22 protein-coding genes are annotated in these 25,870 nt (G+C 60.4%); 13 read left to right on the forward strand and 9 right to left on the reverse strand.

Annotated features, from left to right (window positions below; all coding sequences use genetic code 11):
* Window positions 1–379: 379 nt before the first annotated feature.
* A complete protein-coding gene (locus tag RDW26_RS08080; protein WP_307983196.1) occupies window positions 380–712 on the forward strand; it encodes a hypothetical protein in 333 nt (110 codons plus the stop codon).
* A gap of 370 nt (window positions 713–1,082) precedes the next feature.
* Complete coding sequence (locus tag RDW26_RS08085) at window positions 1,083–1,772, forward strand: DUF1292 domain-containing protein (protein WP_307983197.1); 690 nt, start codon at window positions 1,083–1,085, stop codon at window positions 1,770–1,772.
* 427 nt (window positions 1,773–2,199) lie between these two features.
* On the opposite strand, the gene nrdD is transcribed toward RDW26_RS08085, so the two are convergent.
* Window positions 2,200–4,422 (reverse strand): anaerobic ribonucleoside-triphosphate reductase, encoded by a 2,223-nt coding sequence (gene nrdD, locus RDW26_RS08090; RefSeq protein WP_294416938.1) that lies wholly within the window; start codon window positions 4,420–4,422, stop codon window positions 2,200–2,202.
* 782 nt (window positions 4,423–5,204) lie between these two features.
* Between nrdD and RDW26_RS08095 the strand changes: the two genes are divergently transcribed.
* The 3 genes from RDW26_RS08095 (at window position 5,205) to RDW26_RS08105 (ending at window position 9,484) form a co-directional block, all read left to right on the forward strand.
* The gene (locus RDW26_RS08095; protein ID WP_307983198.1) at window positions 5,205–6,131 is read left to right on the forward strand and encodes a cation diffusion facilitator family transporter; all 927 of its coding nucleotides are present in this window, start codon (window positions 5,205–5,207) and stop codon (window positions 6,129–6,131) included.
* Between the two features lie 434 nt (window positions 6,132–6,565).
* Entirely contained in the window at window positions 6,566–7,633 is a 1,068-nt protein-coding gene (locus tag RDW26_RS08100; RefSeq protein WP_307983199.1) for a helix-turn-helix transcriptional regulator, read from the forward strand.
* A gap of 135 nt (window positions 7,634–7,768) precedes the next feature.
* Complete coding sequence (locus RDW26_RS08105) at window positions 7,769–9,484, forward strand: GIY-YIG nuclease family protein (protein ID WP_307983200.1); 1,716 nt, start codon at window positions 7,769–7,771, stop codon at window positions 9,482–9,484.
* 329 nt (window positions 9,485–9,813) lie between these two features.
* On the opposite strand, the gene RDW26_RS08110 is transcribed toward RDW26_RS08105, so the two are convergent.
* The gene (locus RDW26_RS08110) at window positions 9,814–10,251 is read right to left on the reverse strand and encodes a MerR family transcriptional regulator (protein WP_307983201.1); all 438 of its coding nucleotides are present in this window, start codon (window positions 10,249–10,251) and stop codon (window positions 9,814–9,816) included.
* Window positions 10,252–10,454: 203 nt separating this feature from the next.
* A complete protein-coding gene (locus tag RDW26_RS08115; protein WP_307983202.1) occupies window positions 10,455–11,228 on the reverse strand; it encodes a methyltransferase domain-containing protein in 774 nt (257 codons plus the stop codon).
* Window positions 11,229–11,495: 267 nt separating this feature from the next.
* Here RDW26_RS08115 and RDW26_RS08120 point away from each other — a divergent pair, with 267 nt between their 5' ends.
* From RDW26_RS08120 to RDW26_RS08135, 4 genes are all read left to right on the forward strand, one after another.
* Window positions 11,496–12,032, forward strand: coding sequence for a DUF6323 family protein (locus tag RDW26_RS08120; protein ID WP_307983203.1), 537 nt, complete (start codon window positions 11,496–11,498; stop codon window positions 12,030–12,032).
* On the forward strand, window positions 12,025–12,684 hold the full coding sequence (locus RDW26_RS08125) for a DUF6179 domain-containing protein (protein ID WP_307983204.1): 660 nt from the start codon (window positions 12,025–12,027) through the stop codon (window positions 12,682–12,684). Before RDW26_RS08120 ends, RDW26_RS08125 begins: the two co-directional genes overlap by 8 nt.
* A gap of 110 nt (window positions 12,685–12,794) precedes the next feature.
* Window positions 12,795–13,679 (forward strand): EamA family transporter, encoded by an 885-nt coding sequence (locus RDW26_RS08130; protein WP_307983205.1) that lies wholly within the window; start codon window positions 12,795–12,797, stop codon window positions 13,677–13,679.
* Between the two features lie 271 nt (window positions 13,680–13,950).
* Window positions 13,951–14,775, forward strand: coding sequence for a TipAS antibiotic-recognition domain-containing protein (locus tag RDW26_RS08135; RefSeq protein WP_307983206.1), 825 nt, complete (start codon window positions 13,951–13,953; stop codon window positions 14,773–14,775).
* 56 nt (window positions 14,776–14,831) lie between these two features.
* Here the strand turns inward: RDW26_RS08135 and RDW26_RS08140 are convergent, their stop codons facing one another.
* Both RDW26_RS08140 and RDW26_RS08145 read right to left on the reverse strand, forming a co-directional pair.
* Window positions 14,832–16,160 (reverse strand): MATE family efflux transporter, encoded by a 1,329-nt coding sequence (locus RDW26_RS08140; RefSeq protein WP_307983207.1) that lies wholly within the window; start codon window positions 16,158–16,160, stop codon window positions 14,832–14,834.
* Window positions 16,161–16,337: 177 nt separating this feature from the next.
* Window positions 16,338–17,006: a phosphatase PAP2 family protein gene (locus RDW26_RS08145; RefSeq protein WP_307980207.1), complete on the reverse strand. Its 669-nt coding sequence runs from the start codon at window positions 17,004–17,006 to the stop codon at window positions 16,338–16,340.
* Window positions 17,007–17,693: 687 nt separating this feature from the next.
* Here RDW26_RS08145 and RDW26_RS08150 point away from each other — a divergent pair.
* Window positions 17,694–18,590: a DegV family protein gene (locus RDW26_RS08150; protein WP_307980206.1), complete on the forward strand. Its 897-nt coding sequence runs from the start codon at window positions 17,694–17,696 to the stop codon at window positions 18,588–18,590.
* Between the two features lie 149 nt (window positions 18,591–18,739).
* On the opposite strand, the gene RDW26_RS08155 is transcribed toward RDW26_RS08150, so the two are convergent.
* The gene (locus RDW26_RS08155) at window positions 18,740–19,573 is read right to left on the reverse strand and encodes a LysR family transcriptional regulator (protein ID WP_307983208.1); all 834 of its coding nucleotides are present in this window, start codon (window positions 19,571–19,573) and stop codon (window positions 18,740–18,742) included.
* Between the two features lie 121 nt (window positions 19,574–19,694).
* Between RDW26_RS08155 and RDW26_RS08160 the strand changes: the two genes are divergently transcribed.
* On the forward strand, window positions 19,695–20,543 hold the full coding sequence (locus RDW26_RS08160; RefSeq protein WP_307983209.1) for an aldo/keto reductase: 849 nt from the start codon (window positions 19,695–19,697) through the stop codon (window positions 20,541–20,543).
* A 60-nt stretch (window positions 20,544–20,603) separates the two neighbouring features.
* Window positions 20,604–21,965: an MATE family efflux transporter gene (locus RDW26_RS08165; protein WP_307983210.1), complete on the forward strand. Its 1,362-nt coding sequence runs from the start codon at window positions 20,604–20,606 to the stop codon at window positions 21,963–21,965.
* A gap of 72 nt (window positions 21,966–22,037) precedes the next feature.
* Here RDW26_RS08165 and RDW26_RS08170 read toward each other — a convergent pair whose 3' ends face one another.
* Genes RDW26_RS08170 through RDW26_RS08180 form a run of 3 tightly spaced genes read right to left on the reverse strand, consistent with a single transcriptional unit; the run spans window position 22,038 to window position 23,161 of the window.
* The gene (locus RDW26_RS08170) at window positions 22,038–22,409 is read right to left on the reverse strand and encodes a multidrug efflux SMR transporter (protein WP_307980202.1); all 372 of its coding nucleotides are present in this window, start codon (window positions 22,407–22,409) and stop codon (window positions 22,038–22,040) included.
* A complete protein-coding gene (locus RDW26_RS08175) occupies window positions 22,410–22,730 on the reverse strand; it encodes a multidrug efflux SMR transporter (RefSeq protein ID WP_307983211.1) in 321 nt (106 codons plus the stop codon).
* Window positions 22,727–23,161 (reverse strand): helix-turn-helix domain-containing protein, encoded by a 435-nt coding sequence (locus RDW26_RS08180; protein WP_307983212.1) that lies wholly within the window; start codon window positions 23,159–23,161, stop codon window positions 22,727–22,729. The genes RDW26_RS08175 and RDW26_RS08180 overlap by 4 nt, the downstream gene beginning before the upstream one ends.
* Window positions 23,162–23,636: 475 nt before the next feature.
* Here RDW26_RS08180 and RDW26_RS08185 point away from each other — a divergent pair, with 475 nt between their 5' ends.
* A complete protein-coding gene (locus RDW26_RS08185; protein WP_307983213.1) occupies window positions 23,637–25,100 on the forward strand; it encodes a helix-turn-helix transcriptional regulator in 1,464 nt (487 codons plus the stop codon).
* Window positions 25,101–25,870 lie beyond the last annotated feature (770 nt).

The raw sequence follows: 25,870 nt of genomic DNA on the forward strand, positions 1-25,870 counted from the left end.
TCTTCACATTCTGCACACATATGGGGTTCGGAGGGGGCTCGAGGGCGCGTTGCGGCGATGGGGACTGCTCTTAGATGCCGGGATACTTCGGCCATGATTCGCAGAGCGAGACAGGCGGCTGTTCCAACTCAAACGGATAGGCGGGCATTTCGACGTATCGTAAACAGATTTGAGGCCTGCTTCTCCCTTACTGATGCAATACCTGCTTTTTACATTCGGTCGCTAGTATGCGATTTAGGTTAGGCGGGTTCAATCGCGGATGGCGAGGATGGCAAATGACTGCAATCGCCGACGGTTGACTATGTTTGCACGTTTTGCACGTCTACTGGTCTCGGCTCGGGTCGTCCGCGTAGGCTTATGGCGTTTGAGGAGGTTTGGCATGGGACGCGTGAAGCTTCATCTTGTGAGGTATATGGGTACGTACACCGCTCTGATGTTCGTCAGCTTCCTATTATGGCAAGCTGCCGGATGCCCCGCGGGAGCTTTAAGCGCAGGGGCTTCTGCTTGGGACGCTCCTTTTGCGGCGGGCACGGCCACAGCAGGCAATCCCCTGGCGCTTGCTTCCGATTTCCTTATCGAATTCTCTCTTGTGGCGTATCCGCTGTACTGCGCGATCAAGGGCTTTTGCAAGCGCATCTCGGGTCGCAAGGGCGGACTGCGCAGGGAGCAAAGGGCGTTCTATCACGACGCGCCTTCCGTTTCTGCCCACTAAAGGACTGCCCGACGTGTTTGTTGATGCTTTCGCCATGGTTTGCCTTGGGGCCTGCTGAAGGCTCGTTGGCGAAGTGGCATTCGCAACATGATTGCGTTCATGAGTTGGTATCTTCGCATGCCTGCATGGGGATGTTTGCGTAATCGCAAATGTCCCCTTTCTTGTTTTCGGTACCTGAATGCACGCTATTACGATATTTGCCCCGAATTGTCCGGACTCGTAAAATCACGTCAATGCATCGGAGCTCCGATATGGGCGATCATAGAGGCATAGGCATAGGCATAGGATGAGATGCTATAGAGTTTGCCGTGGCTCGTAAGCCCGCAAACCCGTAGGCCATCCCGCTAAACAATGACGAAAGGAACGGCGAATGAGCGCGGAGAACGCTTCGCAGATCAATGATTTGAGGTTCAAGGCGGAAAACGAGGACGGCGTTGTGCTGGTGTGCGAAGCTCTGCTTATGTTCGATAGCCCGTTTTTCGGGAAAAGCTACATCGTGTACACCGATGGCGGCACCGATGAGGACGGGTTCACGAACGTGTATGCGTCCTCCTACAACAAGGATACGCTGACGGTGCCCGAGGGCTCGGAGTTCGCGTCCATCGACCTATCCCCCATTGAGGACGACGAGGAGTGGAACATCATCCAGGAGCAGCTTGAGCGATATCAGCAGGCGGCGGGCGGCGCCGAGCCGCAAGACGGCGAGGACCCGATTCCGCTGATCACCAAGCTGAACAGCGGAGGCGGGCTGGAGCCTTCGTTCGAGTACCGCTTTGAGGACGGCAGCACGGTGACGTTTCTGATGGAGCTGAACAAGGAACCGGAAAACGAGCTTGACCTGGTGCGATTCAGCATGCCTGCAAGCGAGCACGAGCGTTTGGTGAACGCTTTCCTTCAGGAGCAGTTCGGAGGGTACGACCCCGCTGACTCCGGGCAGCAGCGCACCCGACAGGTTCTGGAAGCCATGGTGGTAAGCCGCGGCGAAGACGGGATGTGCGTGCTGGAGCCCCAGCAGTGCCACGTGTTCTACAAGCATCGCAACGACGCGCTGCAGGCATAACGCGAAAACGATAGAAGGGCAAAAGGACGAATCCTCGCAGGTTCGGCCTTTATCGTTGCGGTTTGCTATTGTTTGCTAATCGAAACACCATTGACTGAGGACGCCCATAGCCTGCGTGCGGCAACGTTGACAATCTCGAATCCGGCCAAAGCAGAGCAACAAAAGCCGCCCAATGGCAAGCAGCACCCTGCAGCAAGGACGCAACAGCTGACCCGGATATGCGCTGGGGAGTGAGCGCGTTTTTTCGCATACGGCGACCTAGTGGTTCGACAGCGGCGCTCAGGCCGCGCCCGCGCAGATTGCCGAGTACACGCAAGGCATGGGGCCACAGGAAGCGGATAGCGGACCTTTGCCCAAACGTAGGAAAGCCGCCTGTGGGCGGCTTTCCTGGTGTAGCGAGTTGTTTATGGAGCGGCCGGCTTTGCGCTTACAGGTGCAGGACGCGGTCCTTGATCTCTTGGGTGCGGCCCTGGTTCCAGAACTGGGTACCGATGTATCCGCAGGTACGACGCGCGACGTTGAGCTTCTCCTGGTCGCGGTTGCCGCACTTCGGGCATTCCCACACGAGCTTACCGTCGTCCTCGACGATCTGGATCTCGCCGTCGTAGCCGCATTCCTGACAGTAGTCCGACTTCGTGTTCAGCTCCGCGTACATGATGTTGTCGTAGATGTACTGCATGACGCGGATGACGGCCTTGAGGTTGTCCTGCATGTTGGGCACCTCGACGTAGCTGATGGCCCCACCAGGGGAAAGGCGCTGGAAGGCGCTTTCGAACTTCAGCTTGTCGAACGCGTCGATCTTCTCGGTGACGTGCACGTGGTAGCTGTTCGTGATGTAGCCCTTGTCCGTGATGCCCGGGATGATGCCGAAGCGGCGCTGCAGGGCCTTCGCGAACTTGTACGTGGTGGACTCGAGCGGCGTGCCGTACAGCGAGAAGTCGATGTTCGTGGCCGCCTTCCACTCGGCGCACTTGTCGTTCATATGCTGCATGACCTCCATGGCGAACGGAGTGCCCTCAGCGTCGGTGTGGCTGTGGCCCGTCATGTACCTGACGCACTCGTACAGGCCAGCGTAACCGAGGCTGATGGTGGAGTAGCCGCCGTAGAGCAGCTTGTCGATGGGCTCGCCCTTCTCAAGGCGTGCGAGCGCACCGTATTGCCACAGGATGGGCGCCGCGTCGGACAGCGTGCCCTTCAAGCGGTTATGGCGGCACATGAGGGCCTTGTAGCACAGCTCGAGACGCTCGTCGAAAATCTGCCAGAACTTGTTCATGTCGCCGTACGAGGAAAGTGCCACGTCAGGCAGGCTGATGGTGACAACGCCCTGGTTGAAGCGGCCGTAGTACTTCGGCTTGCCCGGCTGATAATTGCCGGCGTTTGCCACGTTGTCGTAGCCGTTGCCGGAGCGGTCGGGGGTGAGGAAGCTGCGGCAGCCCATGCAAGTGTAGCAGTCGCCGTTGCCCTCGGTCTCGCCCTTCGACAGCTTCAGCTCGCGCATCTTCTTCTCGGAGATGTAGTCGGGAACCATGCGCTTGGCCGTGCACTTCGCCGCCATCTTGGTGAGGTAGAAGTACGGGCTGTCCTCGGTGACGTTGTCTTCCTCAAGCACGTAGATGAGCTTGGGGAACGCCGGAGTGATCCACACGCCTTCCTCGTTTTTAACGCCCTCGTAGCGCTGGGCGAGCGTTTCCTCGATGATCATGGCGAGGTCACGCTTCTCCGCCTCGCTGCGCGCCTCGTTGAGGTACATGAATACGGTGACGAACGGCGCCTGGCCATTGGTGGTCATGAGCGTGACCACCTGGTATTGGATGGTTTGCACGCCGCGGCGGATTTCATCGCGCAGACGGCCCTCGACGACCTCGGTGATGCGGTCGGCATTGGCCTCGAGGCCCAGCGCGTTGATCTCCTGCAGTACCTGGCGGCGGATTTTCTGGCGGCTGACCTCGACGAACGGCGCGAGATGCGTCAGCGAGATGGACTGGCCGCCGTACTGGCAGCTGGCCACCTGGGCGATGATCTGCGTGGCGATGTTGCACGCGGTGGAGAAGCTGTGCGGGCGCTCGATGAGCGTGCCGGAGATGACGGTGCCGTTTTGCAGCATGTCCTCCAGGTTGACCAGGTCGCAGTTGTGCATGTGCTGCGCGAAGTAGTCGGAGTCGTGGAAGTGGATGATGCCCTCGTTGTGGGCCTCGACCACGTCGGCCGGCAGGAGCAGGCGCATGGTGATGTCCTTAGACACCTCGCCCGCCATGTAGTCGCGCTGCACGGAGTTGACCGTGGGGTTCTTGTTCGAGTTCTCCTGCTTGGCTTCCTCGTTGTTGCACTCGATGAGCGACAAGATCTTGTCGTCGGTGGTGTTGGACTGGCGCTTGAGCGTTTGGTTGTAGCGATAGATGATGTACTTGCGCGCGACGGAGTAACGGCCCTGCGCCATGATCTGGTTCTCGACCATGTCCTGGACCTCTTCCACGGACACGGTATGGCCCGAGCGGCTGCAAAGCCACTCGACGCTATGCGCCGCCAGCGCGATCTGGTCTTCGGTCAGGCGCTCCTCGGGAACGACGTCCCCGTTGGCACCCTTGATGGCGTTGACGATCTTGTTGATGTCGAACGTCGCCTCGGAGCCGCTGCGCTTGATGATCTTCATGCCGCTCACACCCTTCTTGCTTCTCGCGCAAGGTGCCTGGCGGGCGCCTTGCGGATTACCTTCATCCGAGCGCAAAAGGCCACACAGGGCATGACCTGCGCGTTCGGAAATTTCGTGAAAATTTGCGACCTCGTTGCGTTCGGGTCGCTTAGTCGGTGTCCCCATCATACGCTATTTTGCCCCAATATGTTGTGTTTTATTACGCTGAAAAATCCATGGATGGGGGTATAGGGTTGTTTTCCACCATGGCTGGAAAACCGCGAAACCCCCGGTCGCCATTCGTAAAGCGGCATTTTTCGAAAGCGTTTTCGGCAGTGGTTTTCCACCATCCAAAACAATGCGGATTTCGGCGAAAGGGGCGGCAAACGCATGGGTTTCGCGACACTTTCGCAAGAAGGGGTTGACGCGGGCGAGCTTCCGGCTAGGGGCAAGGCGAGGCGAGAGCGAGCGGGACGAGCGATGGCCCAAACTGTCTTTCCGAAGCCGACGCCGGGCCGGCGACCATGACGGCGACAGCAAATGAAGCCGCTGTTCCCAAAGTGCGCTTTCCAGATCAGGCGCTGGCGCCGATGACGGCGTGAAGCAGAGAGTCGGACGCTGTTTTCGCCCGCTTCTGCGCAAAACCGCCCAGAAGATGCCTTCTATTGTTAAAAAATTTCGCGAACCGCAAGTCACCGATGACATACCCGGTACGCGTGCTTAGTATAGGTTTATTTCAAGAGCGCCTTGCCGCCCGGCGGGCTGGAAGACCGTGCGGCAGGCGATGCGGGAGGATCGGCATCATGGATACAGAAAAACGCGCAAATTGCGCGACGGCGGACGAGACCGCCGGTTCGACGCTTGATGAGAAGCGCATCGCGAACAAGCTTGCCATCGTAGGGGTTGCCGGCAACGTGGCATTGTCGGCGTTCAAGCTGTTTGCAGGCATATTCGGCAACTCGGCAGCTATGGTCTCGGACGCCGTGCACTCGCTGTCCGACGTGTTCGCCACCGCCATCGCGTTCCTGGGCGTAAGGATCTCGCAACGCGATGCGGACGAGAGCCACCCCTACGGCCACGAGCGTTTCGAATGCCTGGCATCCATGGCGCTTGGCCTGATATTGGCGGCAACGGGCGCAGGCATCGGGTTCGCTTCGATCCAATCGATTGCAACGGGCGCATATCAGCACGCGACGGCGCCCGGCTGGCTGGCGCTATCGGCCGCGGTGGTGAGCATCGTCGCGAAGGAGGGCATGTTCTGGTACACGCGGCACTGGGCGCGCATCATGAACTCCGACGCGTTCATGGCCGACGCCTGGCATCACCGCTCCGACGCGCTGTCGTCAGTCGGCGCGCTTGCGGGCATCGGCGGCGCCATGCTCGGTTGGGGCGTATGCGACCCGCTGGCATCCATCGTCATCTGCCTGATCATCTTCAAAGTGGCCTTCGAGGTGCTGCGCGATGCCGTGGACAAGGTGACGGACACGCCGTGCGCGCCCACGTTCGAGCTTGAGGTGCGCGATTGCATCCTGGCGCAGGACGGGGTGATGCGCATCGACGCGCTTCGCACGCGCAAGTTCGGCAACAAAGTATATGTAGACGCCGAGATCGCCGTTGACGGGCAGCTGCGGCTGGTGGATGCCCACGCGATAGCCGAACGCACCCACGATGCCGTCGAGCAGGGCTTCCCCACCGTGAAGCACATCATGATCCACGAGAATCCTGCGTAAGGGCTGCGAATGCGAGGGCTTTTGCGGGAGAGTTACGAGGGGGCGCGGCGTGCCCGCAAGCGCTGTCGGGAGAGCAAAGGCGAGCCGCGCTGCCGGAATGCAGCTGGAGCGCTGCCGACGCGATAAAGGGCGGGCACGACGATGGCAGTCAAACCAGCAAGCGTCACTGAGACATCTGGGGGCAATGGCCCTGGGGATCGTCGGCGTGTTGCGAGGATAGGGATTCCGATTGCGCAGGCTACGGGGATTCGCATATAACCAGGTGGGAGAGCCGTCAAGGATAGAGGCAACCTGCAGTTGCGGGCGCCGGCATCGAAAATGCAAACTGAAAACGGTTCCGCAACCGGGCTTGACGGAGTACCTTGGAAAGCGGATTTGGGGCAGGTGGCTTGCCCGCGAATCTTCGATTCGGATAATGCCCTGGAAGGAGCCGCATGGATAAGGGAATCGCCCGACGATTGGCCGCTCGACGCAAGCAAGCGGGGCTGTCGCAGGAAGCACTGGCGGACAAGCTGGGCGTGAGCCGCCAAGCGGTATCGAAATGGGAACGCGCCGAAAGCCTGCCGGATACGGACAACCTTATCGCACTGGCGGCTTTGTATGGTTTGACACTTGACGAGCTGTTATGGAGGGAGACCGGCGAAAACGATTCGCGGGTCTCGCAGCCCGCGTCGGATGCGGCGGAAACGTCGGGAGCGAGCGCCGGCGAAGACTTTTCACAAGGGGAGCCAGATGCCGCAGAGGACGACCGCGACGACGGTAGGCGCGATTCCGTAGCGAACGACGACCAAGCCGAAGCCAGCACAGACGACGCTACTTTCGGATTCAGCCGCAACGACAACGACGCCGAAAGCGGTAAGAACGACGGGGCCGACGAAGGCGATGATTACGCCCATGTCTCGTTTCGCGATGGGATTCATGTTCGCGATACGAAAAAGGGAGAAGAGGTGCACATCGGCTGGAGCGGCGTACATGTGGCCAACCGCAAAAAGGGCGGGGAAGTGCACGTGGGATGGGATGGCGTGCATGTCGAGCAGCCGAATGCAAGCGGAACCGCCGACGATCCCAAATCCGTGCACATTGACAGCAGCGGCGTGATCATCGGCGAACAATATTTCGAGAACTGGCACGAGGCGCACAAAGCATTCGGGCGCAAACCCGAACGAGCTTGGCGCAGCTTCCCCTTCCCGCTGGTGGTTTTGGTTGCCTATGTCTTGCTGGGACTACTCGCCAACGCATGGCTTCCCGGGCTGATGCTCGCCTTCGCCGTACCGGCATACTACGTTATCGGCAACGCATGGGAGAAACGAAGGCTATCGCGCCTGATAGGCGGCTTGTATCCGATCGGCGCCATTGCCTGGTTCTGCTGGATGGCATTCGCGCTCGATCAGGCACATCCCGCATGGGTCGTGTTTTTGACCATTCCCGTAGTCGAGATCCTTTGCGCCTGGAGCAGGAAGACGTGGGAGCGTCGCCGAAAAACGAAAACGAGCGGCCAATAGCAAAGGGAGCCTTACGGCGGTTTGCGAAATGCAACCCAAGCGATGCCGGGCCATACGAGAACGCTGGTTAGGCGAATCGTCGGCGTGTTGCGGGGATGAGCCGGGGGCGCTTCCCTATTCGCTATACTGGGGCGCATGGCAAGTTACCAACATATATCGCATGGGTTCGAGCCCGTATTCGACGAACGTTCGCGGATTTTGGTGCTGGGGTCGTTTCCCTCGGTCCTCTCGCGCGAGAACGCGTTCTACTACGGCAACCCGCAAAACCGCTTCTGGCGCGTGATGGCCGCATGTTTGAGCGAGCCCGTGCCGCAAAACGAGGGCGGATTGAGCGATAACGGACGGCCCTTGACGCTTGAGGAGTCGATTGCGGCGAAGAAACGGATGTTGCTTGAGCACGGCATCGCCTTATGGGATGTCATAGCCTCGTGCGACATCAAGGGATCGAGCGACGCAAGCATCAAGAACGTAGTCCCCGCGCAAGTCGAGCGCGTGCTGGAAACGGCGCATATCGGCGCCGTGATCTGCAACGGAGGCACGGCCGGGCGGCTGTACAAGCGTTACCTGCAATGGCAGGTGGGGCTGGCAGCGCACGTGCTTCCCTCGACGAGCCCCGCGAACGCGGCTTGGCAGCTGAAGCGTTTGACGGCGCGCTGGCAAGAAGAGCTGCTACCGCTTTTGGAAGCCGCGGAAACCGGGGCACTGGGCGAGGTTCCGTCTCCCAGCAGCGTCAAGCGCGGGTTTGTGACGGCTGGCGCGAAAGCCGGGGCGACTGGCGAAAGCCGCGTTGACGTCGTCACCGTGCGCGTCCCTTCCCCACCCGCATCGAACTATGCGGTGCACAAAAGCATGCAAGGCAACAAGCGGGCGAACACAAAACCCGAGCTGCTGGTGCGCGAGCGTCTGCGGAAGGCGGGGCTGACGGGCTATCGGCTGCAATGGAAGGTGCCCGGACATCCCGATATCGCGTGGCCGGGCAAACGCGTTGCGATCGAGGTGCGGGGCTGTTTTTGGCATCGCTGTCCGCATTGCAAACCGAGCGCGCCGAAGAAGAACGTCGAGTATTGGGAGGCGAAATTCGCCCGTAACGTCGAACGCGACGCCGAGAACGTGCACAAGCTCGAGGAAATGAGCTGGCGCGTGCACGTGATCTGGGAGTGTCAGCTGAAGAAGAACGCCATCGACGCCACGATGGCTGATTTGCTGCCGAAGCTTGCGGCCGAGCTGGGAAAAGAGCTTGCCTCCGACAGCGATTGCGCGGTCGCGCAAAACAGCGAAGCGCGGACCCAGAGCAAAGGCACTGCGAATGCACAAGTGAAACGAACCTCTGACACCTCGCGGGCCGCAGATTCCGCAGAAGCAGGCGGCGCCGCAGAGGCGACCGGCCACTTGATATCGCCGCAAAACGGCAAGAAGACGTGCGCGGGAATGTCAGATCGCGCCGCAGGGGCGTTCGACCGCCGGGTATCGTCGCAAGACGGCAAGGAGTCGCTTGCGGAGACGCCGGACGCATCCGAAACCGAGCAGCAAGGCAACGCAAACCCCGCAACGAGCAAACACCATTTCATGTACGTGATCGAGTGCGCCGATGGCAGCCTGTACACCGGGTACTCCCCTGACGTGCAGGCGCGATTCGCCGCGCATCAAGCGGGCACGGGCGCGAAGTACACGCGCGGGCGCGGGCCGCTGAACCTACTGGCCGTAGCCAAATTCGCCACCAAGCACGATGCCATGAGCGCAGAGTACCGCTTCAAGCGCCTAAACCGCGGCCGCAAAGACGAGCTATTGGCGAAAGCCGCCGACCCTGAAACCGATTTTGCCAAACTGCTTCAGAAGGAATTCGAGCTTTAGGAAGGCGGGCGGCGCATCGAGCGGATGACGCCGCCCGCCGAGAAACTCGCGCATCATAACAGCTCGCAAAACTCACAGCCCCGTCCTTAAACGCGCCTCAGGACAACGGTCATTGAGCTGGGCGCATTCGCCAACCGGATACTAGGAGCTGAAAATCGCGCCTTCCAAGATGCCCTGCCCGGCAACAGGAATGGAGCTTGCGGGAACGTCGCGGGAGTTTGCGGCAACTTCGGCAAAGTATTTACGAGGATTGTCCGGCATATCCACAAGCTCGGGAAGTCTTAGCCCGCGAATACAACAGCGCATTCGAGGACGGACCTGGCGCACGATTAACTGTGCGCCAGGTCGTACAGTTCGCGAACGTCCTTGGGCAGGCCGTCGGGGATCATCTTGGCCAGGCGCTCTTCCCCGCCGTCGTTTTGAGCGGTTTCGTAGTACCAGCACTTGAACTTCACCATGGCGAGGGCCTTTTGAAGGCGCGCAATCTCCTGTTCGGTCCGGGCTTTGCGCACTTCGAAGAGCTGCTTTCGCTCGGCGTACGTGGATGGGCCCTCTTGGACCATGTCGACGAAGCGCTTGATGTCCTTGATCTCGAGACCCGTCTTCTTGAGGCACTCGATGACGCGAAGCAGCTCGAGCTCACCTTCGCCGAACCGGCGGATGTTGCCTGCGCGCTCTAGGTTGGGGAACAGGCCTTCCTTGTCGTAATAGCGCAACGTGGATACCGGGATATCGAACATCTCTGAGACCTGCCCGATCGTGTACATGGCGGCTTCCTTCCGGGAGTGTCTTGACCTAAAGTGAGGTTTAAGGAATTGCGACGCGTTCATGATACCATCTGCGCGCGTGCGGAGCGACGAGCAACGTCATACCGCCCGTCGCTTACCCCTCACGCACTGGCGCAACGCAAAACGCCGTATGCGGAACAGCAGGCGATTTGCGCCCGCTGTCCCGCTTTCAGCTGCCTTGTTTAGCCCTTCATCAGCGTAACCGCGATGGTGTTCAGGTAGTCGAGCGCGCCCGCTTTGACGGCCGCCCTGTCGCCGCGAGCGTATTCGTTTTCGCAGGCGATCCAGTCCGCCCACGCCTCGCGCGTGCAGGTCATTCCGTGCATATCCTTGATAACCACCCCGGGCGTTTTGCCGATCATGGCTTGCCACCAAATCATATCGTGCATGTACTCAAGTTGCTCGGGAGTCCACGAGGCAAGCAGGCATGCCGGCAACGCATCGTGGCAATCGCGCACCATGCCGGGAATGGAGAGGTAGACCCTCCCGCCCGGCTTCACGTAAGGAAGAAGCTTTTCTCCGAGATACCGCGGATCGCGGCCGAAATAGTTGTAGGAGTCGATGCTTACCACTGCGTCGAAGAACCCGTGTTCAAACGGCAAGCCTTCCGCCGCATCGGCCTTGACAGGATGGATTTGCCCATCCGGCACGCCCATTCGGCGAAAGAAAGCGCGGTTTTCGGCGGGGTCGCTCCACAAGTCGACGGCGTAAACGTCAAGCCCGTACTCTCGCGCAAGCATCACGCTTGTGATGCCGGAGCCGGATCCGAGGTCGCATACGCGCGAGCCTTTTGCGAGATCGGTACCCTGAAGCAACTCCTCGCAGAGTTTAAGCGGGTTGGGCCCCATGATCTTTGAGCGGACGAGATTGATATCGAAGCTGTTCGCTTTTGGGAAGTTGTTCATTGTTGTTCCTGTTCGTTGTGATGATAGTGAAACAGGTATGGAACGGCGCAATAACGCGGGACCTTAATGCGGCCTTCTTTGAAGCGCTATGCAATTAACCGTTCCCTAAAGAACAATAACCAAAAAGACATCCCCTAAGGTGTGTTCGTTTGAGGCCTTTTGCCTCCCTTGGACGCGGCACGCTGCAGCCACGACGACCGCACTCGTTTTTCCGCATCCGAATGGATTCACATTACCACGTTTTCCAGTAGATTTTCAGTCTTGTTCCATCCGTGAAATCGATGTATTAGGCATTATCCGACAAATAGAAGGAGTGCCATGAACGCATTATTCCCGCTTCCGAAAACCTTGCTGGAGCAAGGCTCAGTCCCTTCGCAGACGATAGATGCACTACGATCCCATGGGATAGACCTTTCCCCAACGCAGATTTCGCAATTAGAAACGCACCGAAAAGAACTGCTGGCAGAGCACGAACGCTTTGAGTTCGACACGTGGGGGCTTCGCGTCTTGCTTGAGGAGCTTGCAAGTAGTGAGACGATCTGCCCGGACGAATTCGCAGACGTGGCCCAGTCGGCGATCACCTTGTTCTATGAAGTTCGCGATGCGGTCGATCCCGCTATCAGCGACGAGGAAATTGCAGAGTCCATCGTTGGCGAAATCGTTCAAAAGCAGGGCTGCGTCGAATGCCTCGACTCATTTGAGCTTGCCTCTTCCTTGTCCAAGCAACCCTCACTTGCTGAGGAGCTCGCACAAGACGAAGCGGAATCAACTTATTGCTGGAACAGCGAAGACTGGGAGTACGACGAATTTGCGTCCGGGTGGGATGGCGAAGCATGGGAGGACGACTGTGAGTAACCGCGCAGATTCCCTAGCGAACCGAGCTCAACACAAGATTCGGGAAAGAGCCCTTGCGAACTTCGACTATCTATATCGCAAGCTCATTCGGCTTTACACCATGGGAAGCACGGGGTCGGTTTCGAAACTCGAGGCCGCTCAGCTTTTCGAGTCGCTGTCATTTGTGCTGGAGATTTGCGGCGACAGCAATCCTGACGCGCTGGAAACATTAGCCGAGCAGAATCCGGACGCGCTCTTTCAGCGCAAACAAGCCGAACTGTCAACTCGCATCGACCGCGCCCTAGAGACGTGGCGTGCGATTTGCGTGACCATGCCTCCCATCAACAACGTTGCGCTTCGCGATTCGCTTGCGAACATCGGGAACCTCAAAGCGCTTTACGACACCTACTTCGCCGCGCACGAAGTGCCGCTGGACAATCTTCAGTACCAGCTGAGCTCCCCCGTCAGCGAGAACCTTCTTGGAATCGAATACGTTCAAGCGTGGCTCGATCAGCTTTTAACTGAAACGAGCTTTATTTCGCAGTTCACAACGGAAAGCTGCGTGGCCGTGCTTGAGCGAGCGTGTCCCGACTACAAAGGGTTGCACGTGAACCTTTACGACCTGCTTGCGCCCCATGAAAACCAACTTGAGCGCAAAACTAGTCCGCTGTAGCGAAAGAGCGTTCACGCTTCCGAGGGAAAGCGCCGTTTTCCAGCGGTGGCGGCATCATGCGCTTCGCGCGATAATGGAAGCCTGCTGGTCAACCGTTTTGGAGGCGCATCGTGCAACTTTGGCTTGTTGCGGCTTTTGCGTCCGCGCTGTTCGCGGGCATTGTTTCCATCCTTGCCAAGTGCGGTATCAAAACCATTGATTCCGATGTTGCCACAGCGCTTCGCACCTGCGTTGTGGCCGTTTTCACGTGGGTGATGGTGGCGGTCGCGGGCTCGGCAGGGACGATTGGCGACATCTCGCCGAAGTCGTGGCTGTTCCTTGCGCTATCAGGTTTGGCAACGGGCGGTTCGTGGATCTGCTATTTCAAGGCGCTTTCAGTCGGCGACGTTAACAAGGTCGTGCCCATCGATAAATCGAGCACGCTCATGGCCGTGGTGCTTTCCATCGTGCTGTTCAACGAAACCGGCGATTTGGGCCTGCGACTTGCCGGCACCGCCGTGGCGACTGCGGGAACGTTCCTGATGATCGAGAGGAAATCCGCCAACGCGAACGGAGCGAACGACCGCGATTACCGTGCCAGCATTGCCTATGCCCTGGCCGCCGCTGTGTTCGCCGCGCTTACCTCGGTGCTGGCGAAGGTGGGTATTGAAGGGGTTGAAAGCAACTTGGCCACCGCCATCCGCACGATGTTCGTGCTTGCCATGGCGTGGACGATGGTTGCGGGCAAGGAAAAGATGGGGCTGGTCAAGGGGGCGAACCGGCGCGAGCTTGCGTTTCTGGCGGCGTCGGGCCTGGCTACCGGCGCGTCGTGGTTATGCTACTACTACGCCATACAGATGGGCCAGGTCAGCGTGGTGGTTCAGGTCGACAAGCTGTCGCTTTTGGTTTCGATCGCCTTCGCCACGGTCGTGTTTGGCGAACGACTTTCGAAGCGCGGTGCAATTGGCTTGGCGCTCATTGTAGTGGGCACGGCGCTTGTTGCGGCGTGCGGGTGAGGGGATGGGGGTCGCCGGCAGAACATAAGGGTCCGCGAAAGGGCCTTCGCCAGACCGAGAACCCTGCAAAAGGTCTTCACCGAGCGGAGGACCCCGAAACCGCTTTGGCCGCACAGACGGATCCGCCCGTACGGCCTTCGCGTTCTCGACAACCCTTATTCTCGGATCGATGCACGGCGGTTTTTCGTCTCGCAACCAGCCGTTGCTAGGATATGCGACCCATCGCGCGTATGCTGGCACCATCGAAACAACCCCGCCGAGAGGAGCACTCATGGCCTTCGCAGAAAAACTCGTCGCCGTGCGGCGCGCGCACAACCTTACGCAAGACCAGCTTGCCGAGAAGCTCTACGTAACCCGCCAAGCCGTCAGCCGCTGGGAGCGCGGCGAGGTCACGCCGGGAATCGACATGATGAAGCTCATTGCCGCCGTCACCGGCGAGCCGCTGGCCCATCTGCTTGAGATGCCCGAGCATTATTGCGAAAGCTGCGGCATGTACCTCACGCCCGACGACTGCGGGACCGACGCCGCCGGCAACAAGACCGACCATTACTGCAAGTGGTGCTACGACCGCGGCGACTACACCTATGAAACCACCATGGAAGCCATGATCGAAGACTGCGCGCCGCGACTGGCGAAGAACACGGGCATGACGCTTGACGAGGCGGTCTCGCTTATGGGGGCGGTTTTGCCCCAGCTTGAGCGCTGGCGCGCCGTGCGCGAAAACGAGCAGCGCTACGGAGCGGAAGCGCGCGAACGATATGGCGACGAGGCCGTTGACGCTGCGAACGAAAGAATCCTCGACATGGACCCTGCCACCTGGAACGATATGAAAGAGCTGGAAAAGGCCATCCTGGGCCAGCTTTCCATCGCGCTGAGCGATGGCGATGCAACCGGCATCGAGGCCGCGAAACTTGCGCAGATACATCGCCGTTGGATCGGCCTGCAATGGGGAACCGAGCCCGAACGGGATATCTACCTGGGACTTGTGCGCGGCTATCTGGCAGACCCCCGATTCGTTTCATACTACGACGAGCCGTGCGGCAAAGGAGCGACGGCGTTTCTGGTTAAAGCCGCGGAAGGTGCGTTGGGGGAATAGCCCGGCAATATCGCAGGGCCTTTTGCAAAACGCAAAGGGCCCTGCAGCTGCACGCTTTAGCGCCAGCCGTAGCCTTTTGCGTGCCGCGCCACCAGGCCGATGGTCAGGACGCTGGCAGCGGTCTCCGCCACGATGATCGACCACCAGATGCTGTCCGCACCGAAGACCACGGGCAGCAAGATAACCGAACCGAGCTCGAAGACGAACGTATGGACGAAGGAGATCAACGCCGAGATCTTGCCGTTCTCGACCGCCGTGAACATGACCGAGCCGAAATAGGTCACGCCCATCAGCAGGAACGCGATGCTGTACGTGCGGAACGCGTGGACCGTCAGCGCCATCAACGCGCCGTCGTAACCCGTGAAAGCAAACGCCAACGGCTGCGCCAAAAGCTGAGCGACCAAGAACGCCCCGATGCCCATCGCCACCGTAAGCGTGGCGCCGTTGCCGAACAAGCTGCGCTTCTCGTGGTTGCTTCCCGCACCGTGCTGATAGCTCATCAACGGCGCCATGCCCTCGGTAAGGCCGCCGAACGCCGCGCCGATCAGCATCGATGCGTACTCGATGACCGCATAGGCGGCAACGCCGTCGGGGCCGAACAGGTTCATGAGCTGCAGGTTGTACGCCGCGGCGACCACCGACATGGCGGCGCATCCAACCATCTCGGAAACGCCGTTGGCGATCGAGCGCGGCAAGACGCCTTGCACCCAGCGAGGACGCACGAGCTTCAAAACGCCGACTTTGCCCCGTGCGAACAGGACGACCATGAGCGTTGCCGACGAATACTCGGCGATGCAGGTTGCCGTGGCGGCGCCCTCGATCCCCATGCCGAACACGCCCATGAGCACGGCATCCAAGCCGATGTTGACCACGCCCGCGGTAAGCGACGACAGGAACCCGAAGCCGGGCTTGCCCGCCACGGAGCAGAACATCTCGAACACATAGGTGAGCATGAACATCGGCAGGCAAAGGAACGCGATCCTGCCGTATGTTGCGGCCATAGGCGCCATCTCGGCGGAAGCACCGAGCAGCACGACCGCTTCGTCCATGAACGCCATGCCCAGAACGGAACAAACCACACCGGCTATAAACGTCGTCCAGACTATGAGCGAGAACGCGCGATTCGCGCCCTTCCCGTCGCCGGCGCCCAGAAGCTGCCCAACGACCGCACTGCCGCCCGAGCCCATCATGATGCCCAACGCAGACAGGATAACGGTGAACGGCAAGACGATGGTCATCGAGGCCAGCGCATCTTTGCCGACCAGATTGGAGACGAACAGGCCGTCGATGATGCCGTATGCCGAGCTGACGAGCATCATGGCCATGGTCGGCAACGTGTATTTCAATAGCTTGCTTTTCGTGAAATGTTGCGAAAGGACATCCATGCCTTTGATCCCTCTTACGGTCGTGACGGTGTTTCGAGTCGAACTGACGACCGGTCATAGTAGTCTAACCATTGACTGTTTAGTCTATTGTTTGACCTTTGTCACCAATCAAGCATGGAAACCACACAACGCGGGAACGAAACATCAGGGACTTGGCGAAGGGATGCGCCGACCACCTTACTCGATAAGGCCGAGGGCCGGGGCTATGACCTTCGTGTAAAACACCAGCCAGATGGTCGAGACGCAGAAGCCGCCCAGGACGTCGCTGGCGTAATGAACCCCCAGGTAGATGCGGCTTATGCCGACCATCACGATGACCAGCGCGAACAGGCACATCAGCGCGATGCGACGACGCGGGTTGCGCTCGTAGCGCCACACGCACCACGCCAGCAGGCCGAAAACGGCCATCGCGGCCATGGAATGCCCCGAGGGGAAGCTGAACCCGGATGCGTCCGCCAGGCGCAGCACCTCGGGGCGCGGACGTTGGATGACGAACTTCATCGCCTGGTTCAGCAGCACGACCAGGCCTAGGTTCAGCACGTTGCACCAGCCCGGACGCTTGACCGGCGTGAAGGCCGCGGCTACGCCAAGCACCACCAGCAACGTCACCGGCGTGGCCAGCGCCGAGAAGCTTTCCATGATGGGCGTGAGCCAGGGTTGGCGCAGGTGCTCGCCGAACAGCCACCACGCTGCCGCATCGAGCTTCATGTTCTCCTTGTCGAGCACGTTCTCCAGCAGCATCACCAGCACGATGGCGCACACCGAGGTCACCACCAGCGTGCGGTTCTCCTTAACGTAATGCGCAAGGCTACGCGCGGCCTGGCTAATCCCCGATGCGTTTCCCACCCTGTTCAACTCCTTCGCCCGGCCACCTGGGCCGATGTCGCAAACCGAAAGCATGATAAGGGGTAGGGCGGCCCAGGCCGCCCTACCCCTTGGATTTCGCCAATGCGAAGAATAGCGCATATGCAGCCACGCACGGCATTTCGGCAACGACTCGTTATGCGCGCGGCAGCGGTTTCGCGCGTACCCGCAGCATGAGCTTCGCTTGTCATCCCGGCAGCGGTTTCGCGCACCCGCGGCATGAGCTTCGTCCGTCACCGCGACGCGAACCCAGCGCAGTCCCGTTGCGTGCGCTTCGTCCGTCACCGCGACGCGAGCGCACCCATTCCCGCGGTAGCGGCTTCACGCTCCAGAACGCCACGTTCATGATGACCGCGATGAGAGCGACCGCGGCAGATGTTCCCCGAAATCCCGCGGTCTGGGGGAAATCTTGGTTGCGATGTTGCCGGCAAGGCATCACCTTGGGCCTTTCCCTGGTCTTATCCCGCCGTCCTCTATTATGATGGGTAGGTAATCGAATTCACAAATCGGCAGATTCAATCGGCAAGCCCTCAAGATACGGCCCGTCCCGACATGCAAGCGGGAAGTATCGCGCCGACCTTCGGCGGCCTCGTCTCGAAGCCGCGCGAAGGCGCGCGCCCATCTTGGGGAGGGGCGGCAAAACCGCACGCAGGCGAAAGGCGGCATCCCATGGTACGCGTTATCACGGACTCAACGTCATCCATCCCCGTTGATGTCAGGAACGACCTCGACATCGAGGTGATCTCGCTGATCATCAACCGCGCCGGGCAAAGCTACGTCGAGGCCGAAACCGACCTGGACGCCTTCTACCAGGACATTTACGAGATGATCGACGACATCCCGACCTCAAGCCAGCCTTCGCAGCAAGACGTTCGGGACGCGCTGGAGCGCATCCAGGCCGACGGCAACGACGTGCTCGGCGTCTTCATCAGCAGCAAGATGTCCGGCACCTTCGAAACCTTCCTGCGCATCGCGAAGGAGGTTGCCGCCGAGCACCCCGGGTTCAAATTCGCCGCCATCGACAGCATGACCAACTGCATGGAGCTGGGCCACGCGGTGGTCGCGGGCGCAAAAGCGGCGAAAGAGGGTCTGAACCTGGAAGCTTGCGCTGCCGCAGCCGAGGAAAGCCTGCACTCCTCGCGCTTTTTGTTCACCCCGGAATCCTTGAGATTCCTTGAGAAGGGCGGGCGCATCGGGAAGGCCGCTGCCCTGATCGGCGGCGTCATCAACATCACGCCCATCCTGACCGTCAAAGACGGCGAGGCCGCAACGGCGGCGAAGACCCGTTCGCAAAAGAAGGCCATGGCGAAAATCGTCAAGCTTTTCGAAGAGGACATCGCCGCCTACGGGCTGAAGAACCTGGTCGTTCACTACATCGGCTCGAAGATCCCGGCGGAGAAATGGGCCGAAGAGGTTATCAACCCCCTTATCGGGTTCAAAACCAGGGTGGTTCCCGCAAGCCCCGTCATCGGCGTGCACGTAGGACCCGCCGTGGGAATCGCGTACGAATGCAAGCAGCGCATAGAAGGCAAGTTCACCAGCGCCTCCCCCGAAGTAGTCATCTAGCGCCTCTGCCACTTCGGGGACGTAGCACTATGTGTCCGGTTGAGGTCCGAGCCTCGATCCGTCCCCAATCCCGATATTTCGGATACATGGAACTTGAGGGACGTAGTACTATGCGTCCGAGACGCTCGAAGGCGACACGCCCGCGGGCTTTATAGGAGGCGGGTGACTTTGTCGGCCGCCTCTTTTTGCGCCACGAGCCAAAACGATACGTTGACCTCGGGATCTGCGATGGGGATGTTCACGCGATTCTCGCCAAGGTCGCGATAACGGCGCTCGATGCTCACATCGGTCGAAAAGCACGGGAGCATCGACGTACGGATGAGCTCATCAAGGGCAAACTCGTCATCCTGCACGAGGAAACGCGATGCCGGAAGGCGCTTTCGCACGACGTCGTTCCAAAACCCCAGGTCGGTTCCCAAAAGGAAGTTGAATCCGTTCATATCCTGGAGCGACACCCGCTCCCGCCCCGCCAGCGCATGGTCGCGCGGCACGCACAGGAACAGGTGCTCGTCCATAACGTGCGAGCAAACAACCCCTTCCCTGTTCGGACGATACGGCAGCACCGCCGCATCGCAATCCCCTGCCGCCAGCGCCTCGCGCGTTTTCTCCAGGTTCGCCACGCGCGTGGTGAGCGCCATGTCGGGATACCGCTGCGATACACGCGGCGCCAGCACCCAAAGCGGGGCCGGAGCGCACGAGATAAGGTCGATGGTTCGCAGGCTGCGATCATAAGCGCGGACCTCCGCGACCGAGGCGTCGATCTCGCGCAAGATGCGCCGAGCCCCGGCAACGGCAAGACGGCCGGCCTCGTTGAGCTCCACCTTGTTCTTGCCGTGCACGAACAGCTCAACGCCGTAGCAGCGCTCGATGCGCTGCATGGCACGGGCGACCGTGGGCGTCGACACGTAGAAACGCCGGGCAACCTCCGAAAACGATTCCAGTTCGCCAACGGCCACCAGCTGCTTGAGTTCCGTGACGTTCATGAGCTTCACCTTTCATTATCCGTTAAGCGGTTTGCAGGTTATCTGCACTTAGCAGCAGGTTATCGCTCCTATAGTTTCCTTATCAGCTGATTCAGCATTTCATATAGAGAAAGGGAAACTCATGCAGTACATAACCTTCAACAACGGCGTGAAGATACCGCAGGCAGGCCTTGGCACGTATCTGCTGGCCCCCGACGATGCGCAAGCTTCCGTTTCCTTCGCGCTGGACAACGGCTACGAGCTCGTCGACACGGCGAACGCCTACGTGAACGAACGCGCCGTTGGGCGAGGTATGCGCGATTCCAGTCGCGCACGCGAGGAGATCTTCCTTGAGACGAAGCTGTGGCCGTGCTTCTACGAATCCGACACCGCCGTGGACGAGACGCTCGAGCGCCTAGGCACCGACTACATCGACCTGATGATCCTGCACCAGCCCGCAGGCGATTATCTTGCCGGCTACGCGAAGCTGGAGGCGGCGTACAAAGCCGGCAAGCTGCGCTCCATCGGCATCTCGAACTTCAACGAGGCCGAGATCGAGAACCTGCTTGCGCATTGCGAGGTAGCCCCGGCGCTGATCCAGGTGGAATGCCACCCCTATTTCCCGCAAACCCAGCTGAAAGCGCTTCTTGCAAAGCATGACATCGCGCTGCAGGCGTGGTATCCGCTGGGCGGGCGCGACAACAAGAGCATCCTTGAAGAGCCCGCCATCCTGGAGCTTGCCGCAAAACACGGCAAAACCGCGGCGCAGATCATCATGCGCTGGCATGTGCAGCAGGACAACATCGTCATCCCCGGCTCGAAAACGCCTGCGCATATCCTCGACAACATCGACATCTTCGACTTCGAGCTCGATGAGCAGGACATGCATGCAATCGCCGGGCTCGAGCAAGGCAAACCCCTTTATGAGCGCACGCCCGACAAGATCGCCTTCTACGCAACCTGGCATCCCGACGTCGAGAATCAGAAGTAGCGCATCCGGCGAAGACCGATGCTTCGATAGGGGAAACGAAAAAGGAGCGACTCCCTTCACATGGTGAAACAACGCGATCAGCTCGACCTGCTGCACGGATCGTTATGGAAAACCGTGCCGCTTTTCGCGATGCCCGTTGCCGCGACGAGCATCCTCGAGCAGCTCTCGAACCTGATAGGCACGCTGATAATCGGACGTTTCTCGCCCGACGGAGGCGCGGTCGGCATGGCGGCGATAGGGTCGAACCTACCGCTGACCAGCCTTATCATCCAATTCTTCGTAGGCATCTCGCTTGGCGCGAACGTGGCGATAGCCTACGCCGTGGGCGCCGGGGACGGTCGCCGCGCGAATCGCTGCGCGCACAGCGCCATCGCGCTCTCGCTTGTCGGCGTGGCGGTGGCCATCGTCATGGAGCTTACCTCGCGGCCCGTATTGCAATGCCTGGGCGTCCCAGCGGATGCGTTCGACGAGGCCTTGCTGTTCCTACGCATATATCTGATCGGCATCCCCGTGATCTTGCTCTACGATTTCGAGGCCGCGGTTTTCAGGAGCGTCGGCATCACGCGCATGCCGCTTATCGCGCTCGCCGTGTCGGCCGCGCTCAATGCGGTGCTCGATGTGCTGTTCGTGCCCGTGCTCGGATGGGGCGTCGCCGGCGTGGCCTGGGCGATGGTTATCGGCTATGCGGCAAGCGCGGTGTTCCTGTTCTTGCGGCTGCTCAAAGCCGACGATCCGATCCGGATCGACGTTTCGCGCCTGCGAATCAATCGCGAATCCGCCGCCTCCATCATCCGCATCGGCCTGCCCGCCGGAATCCAAGGCGCGGTTTTCGCGATCGCCAACATCGTCATCCAGGCCTGCATCAACAGCCTGGGCACGCAGGTGGTAGCCGCATCGTCCGCCGCGCTCACGCTGGAATTCGTCTGCTATAGCCTTTTGAACTCGTTCAGCCAGGCATGCGCCACGTTTGTCGGGCAAAACCGCGGCGCGGGCGATTTCGAACGCTGCAAAAAGGTCCTGAAGGTGTGCCTTGTGGAAGACGGGGTCATCGCCTTCGTCATGATCGCCCTTATGGTTTGGCAGGGGTGGGCGGTGTTGTCGCTGTTCAGCTCCGATGCCGAGGTGATCGGCATCGCCTATGTGCGCATCTGCACCATATTCCCGGCATACGTCTTCAGCATGGCCTACGAGAACATGTCAGGGTATTTGCGCGGATTCGGCATCTCGATGCCGCCATCTCTGCTCACCGTGCTGGGCGTGTGCGGCGTGCGGCTGTTCTGGGTTGCCGCGGTGTTCCCGGCCAGCCCCACCTTCGCCACCATCATGACTGCGTATCCAGTAAGCCTTGGGATCACGGCAGTGCTCATCGCCGGCGCGCTCGCGTTCTTCCGCCCCGCAGCCACCGCGCAAACCCAGCGATAACCAGGCGGTTTGGATGCTCGGAGGGACGAGGCGCGTCCCCGAAGTGTAAGGCGATGCGGGGCGTGCAGGGCGTCAGGATCGGGCAGTCGCTTCGGCGGCTTCGGCGGCTTCCTCGGCTTCTTGGGTTCCTTTGCTGAGCAGGGCTATGCCCGCCACTACCGCCACCATGCCGATTCCCACGATGACGGAGAACGGGTCATCCCATACGACGATGCCGACGAGCGTGGTCAAAAGGGTGCCGACGCCGCCCCAGATGCCGTAAGCCATCCCTAGGCTCAGGTGCTTGAGCGCAAGCGTCAGCAGCACGAACGATGTGATGTAGCACACAGCGGTGGCCAGGCCGAACACCGGATGGGTGAAGCCCTCGGACAGCTTCATGAACGTGGTGCCGAGCACCTCGGAGACGATGGCGAACGACAACTGCGCGATCGACGCGTTCTTCACTTACATCGCCCCCAATCGCAGACACGCCACGCCGAAGATGGTGAGCGCTATGCCCGCGACCTTCTTCGCGTTGAACTTCTCTTTCCAGACGATACGGCTGACCACTGCCGTCAGCGCCACCGCCGCGCTTGTCCAGATTGCGTACGCCAAACCCAAGGGCAACGACGCGAACACATGCGAAAGCGCGTAAAACGACACGGCATAGCCCACCGCAATGCCGATAATGGGGAGTTTGCGGCGGAAACCGTCGGAGAGCTTCATGCAGGTGTCGCCGAACACCTCGAACAGCACCGACAGGCCCAGCAGCGCATACGGGCTCATCGTTGCACCTCCTCTTGGAACGTCTTCGCGTACAGCTTGACCACCTTGACGAACAACGCGGCCTCGTCGGCGCTGATCGCGGCGGCCGCCTTCGCCTCGAGCTCGCGCATGCGCTCGACCGGCAGGCGCCATTGCTCGCGCCCTTCGTCGGTAAGCGACATGATCCGCTCGCGCTTGTCGGCCTGGCTTGCCCGCGCGACCACGACGTCGCGCGCGGCCAGACGCTTGCAGATAGCGCTGATCGTCTGCTTACCCATGTCGCACACCTCGCAGATCGACCGCTGCGAAAGGCCTTCGCGCTCATCCCACAGGGCGTCCACGACATACAGCTCGCTGGTGTCGACGCCCATGTTCTTGGCGAACGTGCTGTACGCGACCGAGACGTCGCGCCAGCAGTCCCACATCTCCTTCGAGAATTCCTCCGGCAACATCTTGCCTCCATTCGGATTGGTCTACTGGTTGACTATCATAGTCTATTTGTAGACCTTCCCGATTCGCTCGCATGGAATCCACACGAGGAGCGTAGGGCTTCACGGCTTGCCCCGCACGCCAGATGCGGACTCAGGAACCCAAGGGAAACGAGCGGGCGAGGCGGCAGCTTCGGGCGGGACCCAAGGAGCCATCCGGCGACGGAGCCCCGTGAGCGGGCGACAGCTGCAGGCGACGTCCAACGAGCGGCCAGACGGCAGCTCCGGACGGGTTCGAGAGCGCCATCTTCCACAAAGCAGCATCATCCGCGGGAAATCCATCAACAATCGGCATATGTTACCGAAATATACTCGAAATATTTAAGGAAAACGATACAATCAAAGCTTCGGGTTATATACCCATCCGATTGCAATATGAGGGGCTGTCCGCTAGCTATTCAGCGTGCTATTCAACATGCGCTAGAGGGGGTTAACGCACATGAATATCAAGGAGCTTGTGCCGGAGAAGGTGGAGTCGGAAATCAATTCGCCCGACCACCCGACCCGCAGGTTCGTCGGCTTCGCCTTGCTGCTTGCGTGGCATTACAATCTATGGTTCCTGCACGACTCGTTCGTCGGAGCGCAGCTGCTCGACGATTGCGTGACGCAGTCGTGGTTGATCGCCCTCGTCTCCGCCGCGGTCTCGTTCATCGTCATCGCCTTTGCCCTAGGCAGGAAGCACCGCCTTTGCAATATCCCCTGGATGCTCTGGACCGCTACCGCCGCAGCGGTCATGTCGACGCTTGCGCTCACCTTGTTCGCGTTCTCGTTCCCCACCGACCTTATCGCCTACGCGCTTGCCGCGGTGGTCGGCATCACAAACGCCATCCTATGGGTCATGTGGGGCGAGCTGTACTCGCGCACCAAGACGTCGTTCTCCGTTTCCTATATCGGCACCACCGTCGGCCTGGTCACGCTGGTGTGCTCGCTGATCTGCTTCGTCCTTCCCACCGGCATCTCCTCGGTGCTCATCGCGCTCATGCCGCTTGCCGCAGGCCTGCTGTTCGCACGCGGCGTCACCATCGCCAAGGACATGCCCTACCCCACGCTGCTGCCGAAAAGCACCGCGAACCGCGCCCTCAAGCCCATGATCGTGGTGTGCGGCACCACGTTCGTCGCATCGGTGGCCTGCTATTTCCTGGTCGCCATCATCCCCTGGGAGAACCTGCCGTACGGCGAGTACGCCTTCACGTTCGGCTCCATCGGCGGCGCAACCCTGCTGTGCATCATCGGCGTGATTTGCGGCCTGACCAACGATCGACTGAACATCTACCGCACCTTCCCCTGGCTTATCATCATCGCCATCGTTTCGTTCGCGTTGTTCCTGATGGGCGAACGCTTCTTCGTCCCGTCGTTCTTCATCGTGCTGGCGGCTGTGTCCATCTTCGAGGTGCTCCTGATCATGTACTTTGGAGTGCTGGGGGTGAAGGGCTACGTGCCCATCGGCTTCGCGTTCGGTTTCAGCGGGGCGTTCATCCGCCTGGGCATCGCCGTGGGCAACGCCATCGCGCTGTACTACGAGGCGAACCCTGCCTTCGCCAAGGTGGCAACCGATCCCACGTCGCTGATATTCGTGTGCGTCCTTGCCGCCGTCATCATCCCGCTGGTGCGCCAGGAGTACAACATCACCCAGCTCATGGCGCCCCCGGCAACGGAATCCAGCCAAGAGCACCGCATCAAGGAGCTGGCCGCCGAGTTCTCGCTGTCGGCGCGCGAGACCGAGATCGTCATGCTCATCGCCCGCGGCTTCACCACGGATAACGTGGCGAAGAAGCTGGTCATCTCGCCCTACACGGTGAACACCCACATCCGCCACGTCTACGAGAAGGTGGGCATCCACAAGCGCTCCGAGCTTATCGACTACATCAACCGCACCGGCTCCGACGACGACAAGAAGGCCTAGCAGCGTATTCGACCACGCCAGCTGATAACCAGGCCGGGGGTTTCCCGCCTGAGAAACCCCCGCTCAGGAAGCCCCTGCTAGGGAAACCGGTTCATATGCAGCCGCCTCCCGCTTCATGACTGCAACTGCAGTTAGCGAAGCAGGGGGCGGTTCTTTTTGCACAGGGGTCGCGCGAAAAGCCTCGATCGCGGGGCGCGCAGCGCGCAGATTGCGGGCGAGGGGGACGCGCTGCGGAGGAATCGCGCGAAAAGGTCTCAATCACGAGATGTGCGACGCATAGGTCGCGTGCGAGCAAAGGGGCTCCAGCAGTTGAAACCCGGAAAGACCTGTTTCGGCACCCTTTCCGCTTGTTGCTGTCAAAAAACGCGCGAGTGCGTGTTTGCCGCAGCAAGCAAGCTCGCGAGCGATGCGTTTTCGGTAACGAGCGCAACCTTCTCGCCAAAAGCTATGAGCGCAGAGTGAGAACAACGTCCTTAAACGTCGATCCGGCCGCACCTCCGCACGCACTCGCGCGTTTTTTGGCAGCTGCCGCGGAAAAACCCTCTCAAACGTTAGCGACGAAGCGAAACCGCCCCCGAACGCAAAGAGAGGGAGGACCCGAAGGTCCTCCCTCTCTTGAGGCCCGCTGCCCGCTGAAGCGGGTGCGAGCGATATCCCGCGGAGCCGTGCCCCGGGCTGGGCGATCAGCCCGGGGCGGCGCTCCGGTGCGGAGCCGATGCTAGCCGCAGCGGTACTCGATGCCCATCGTCGGGCCGGGGTTGACCCACTTC

Origin of the sequence: uncultured Senegalimassilia sp. (assembly GCF_902464545.1) — a bacterium.
GTDB lineage: Bacteria > Actinomycetota > Coriobacteriia > Coriobacteriales > Eggerthellaceae > Senegalimassilia.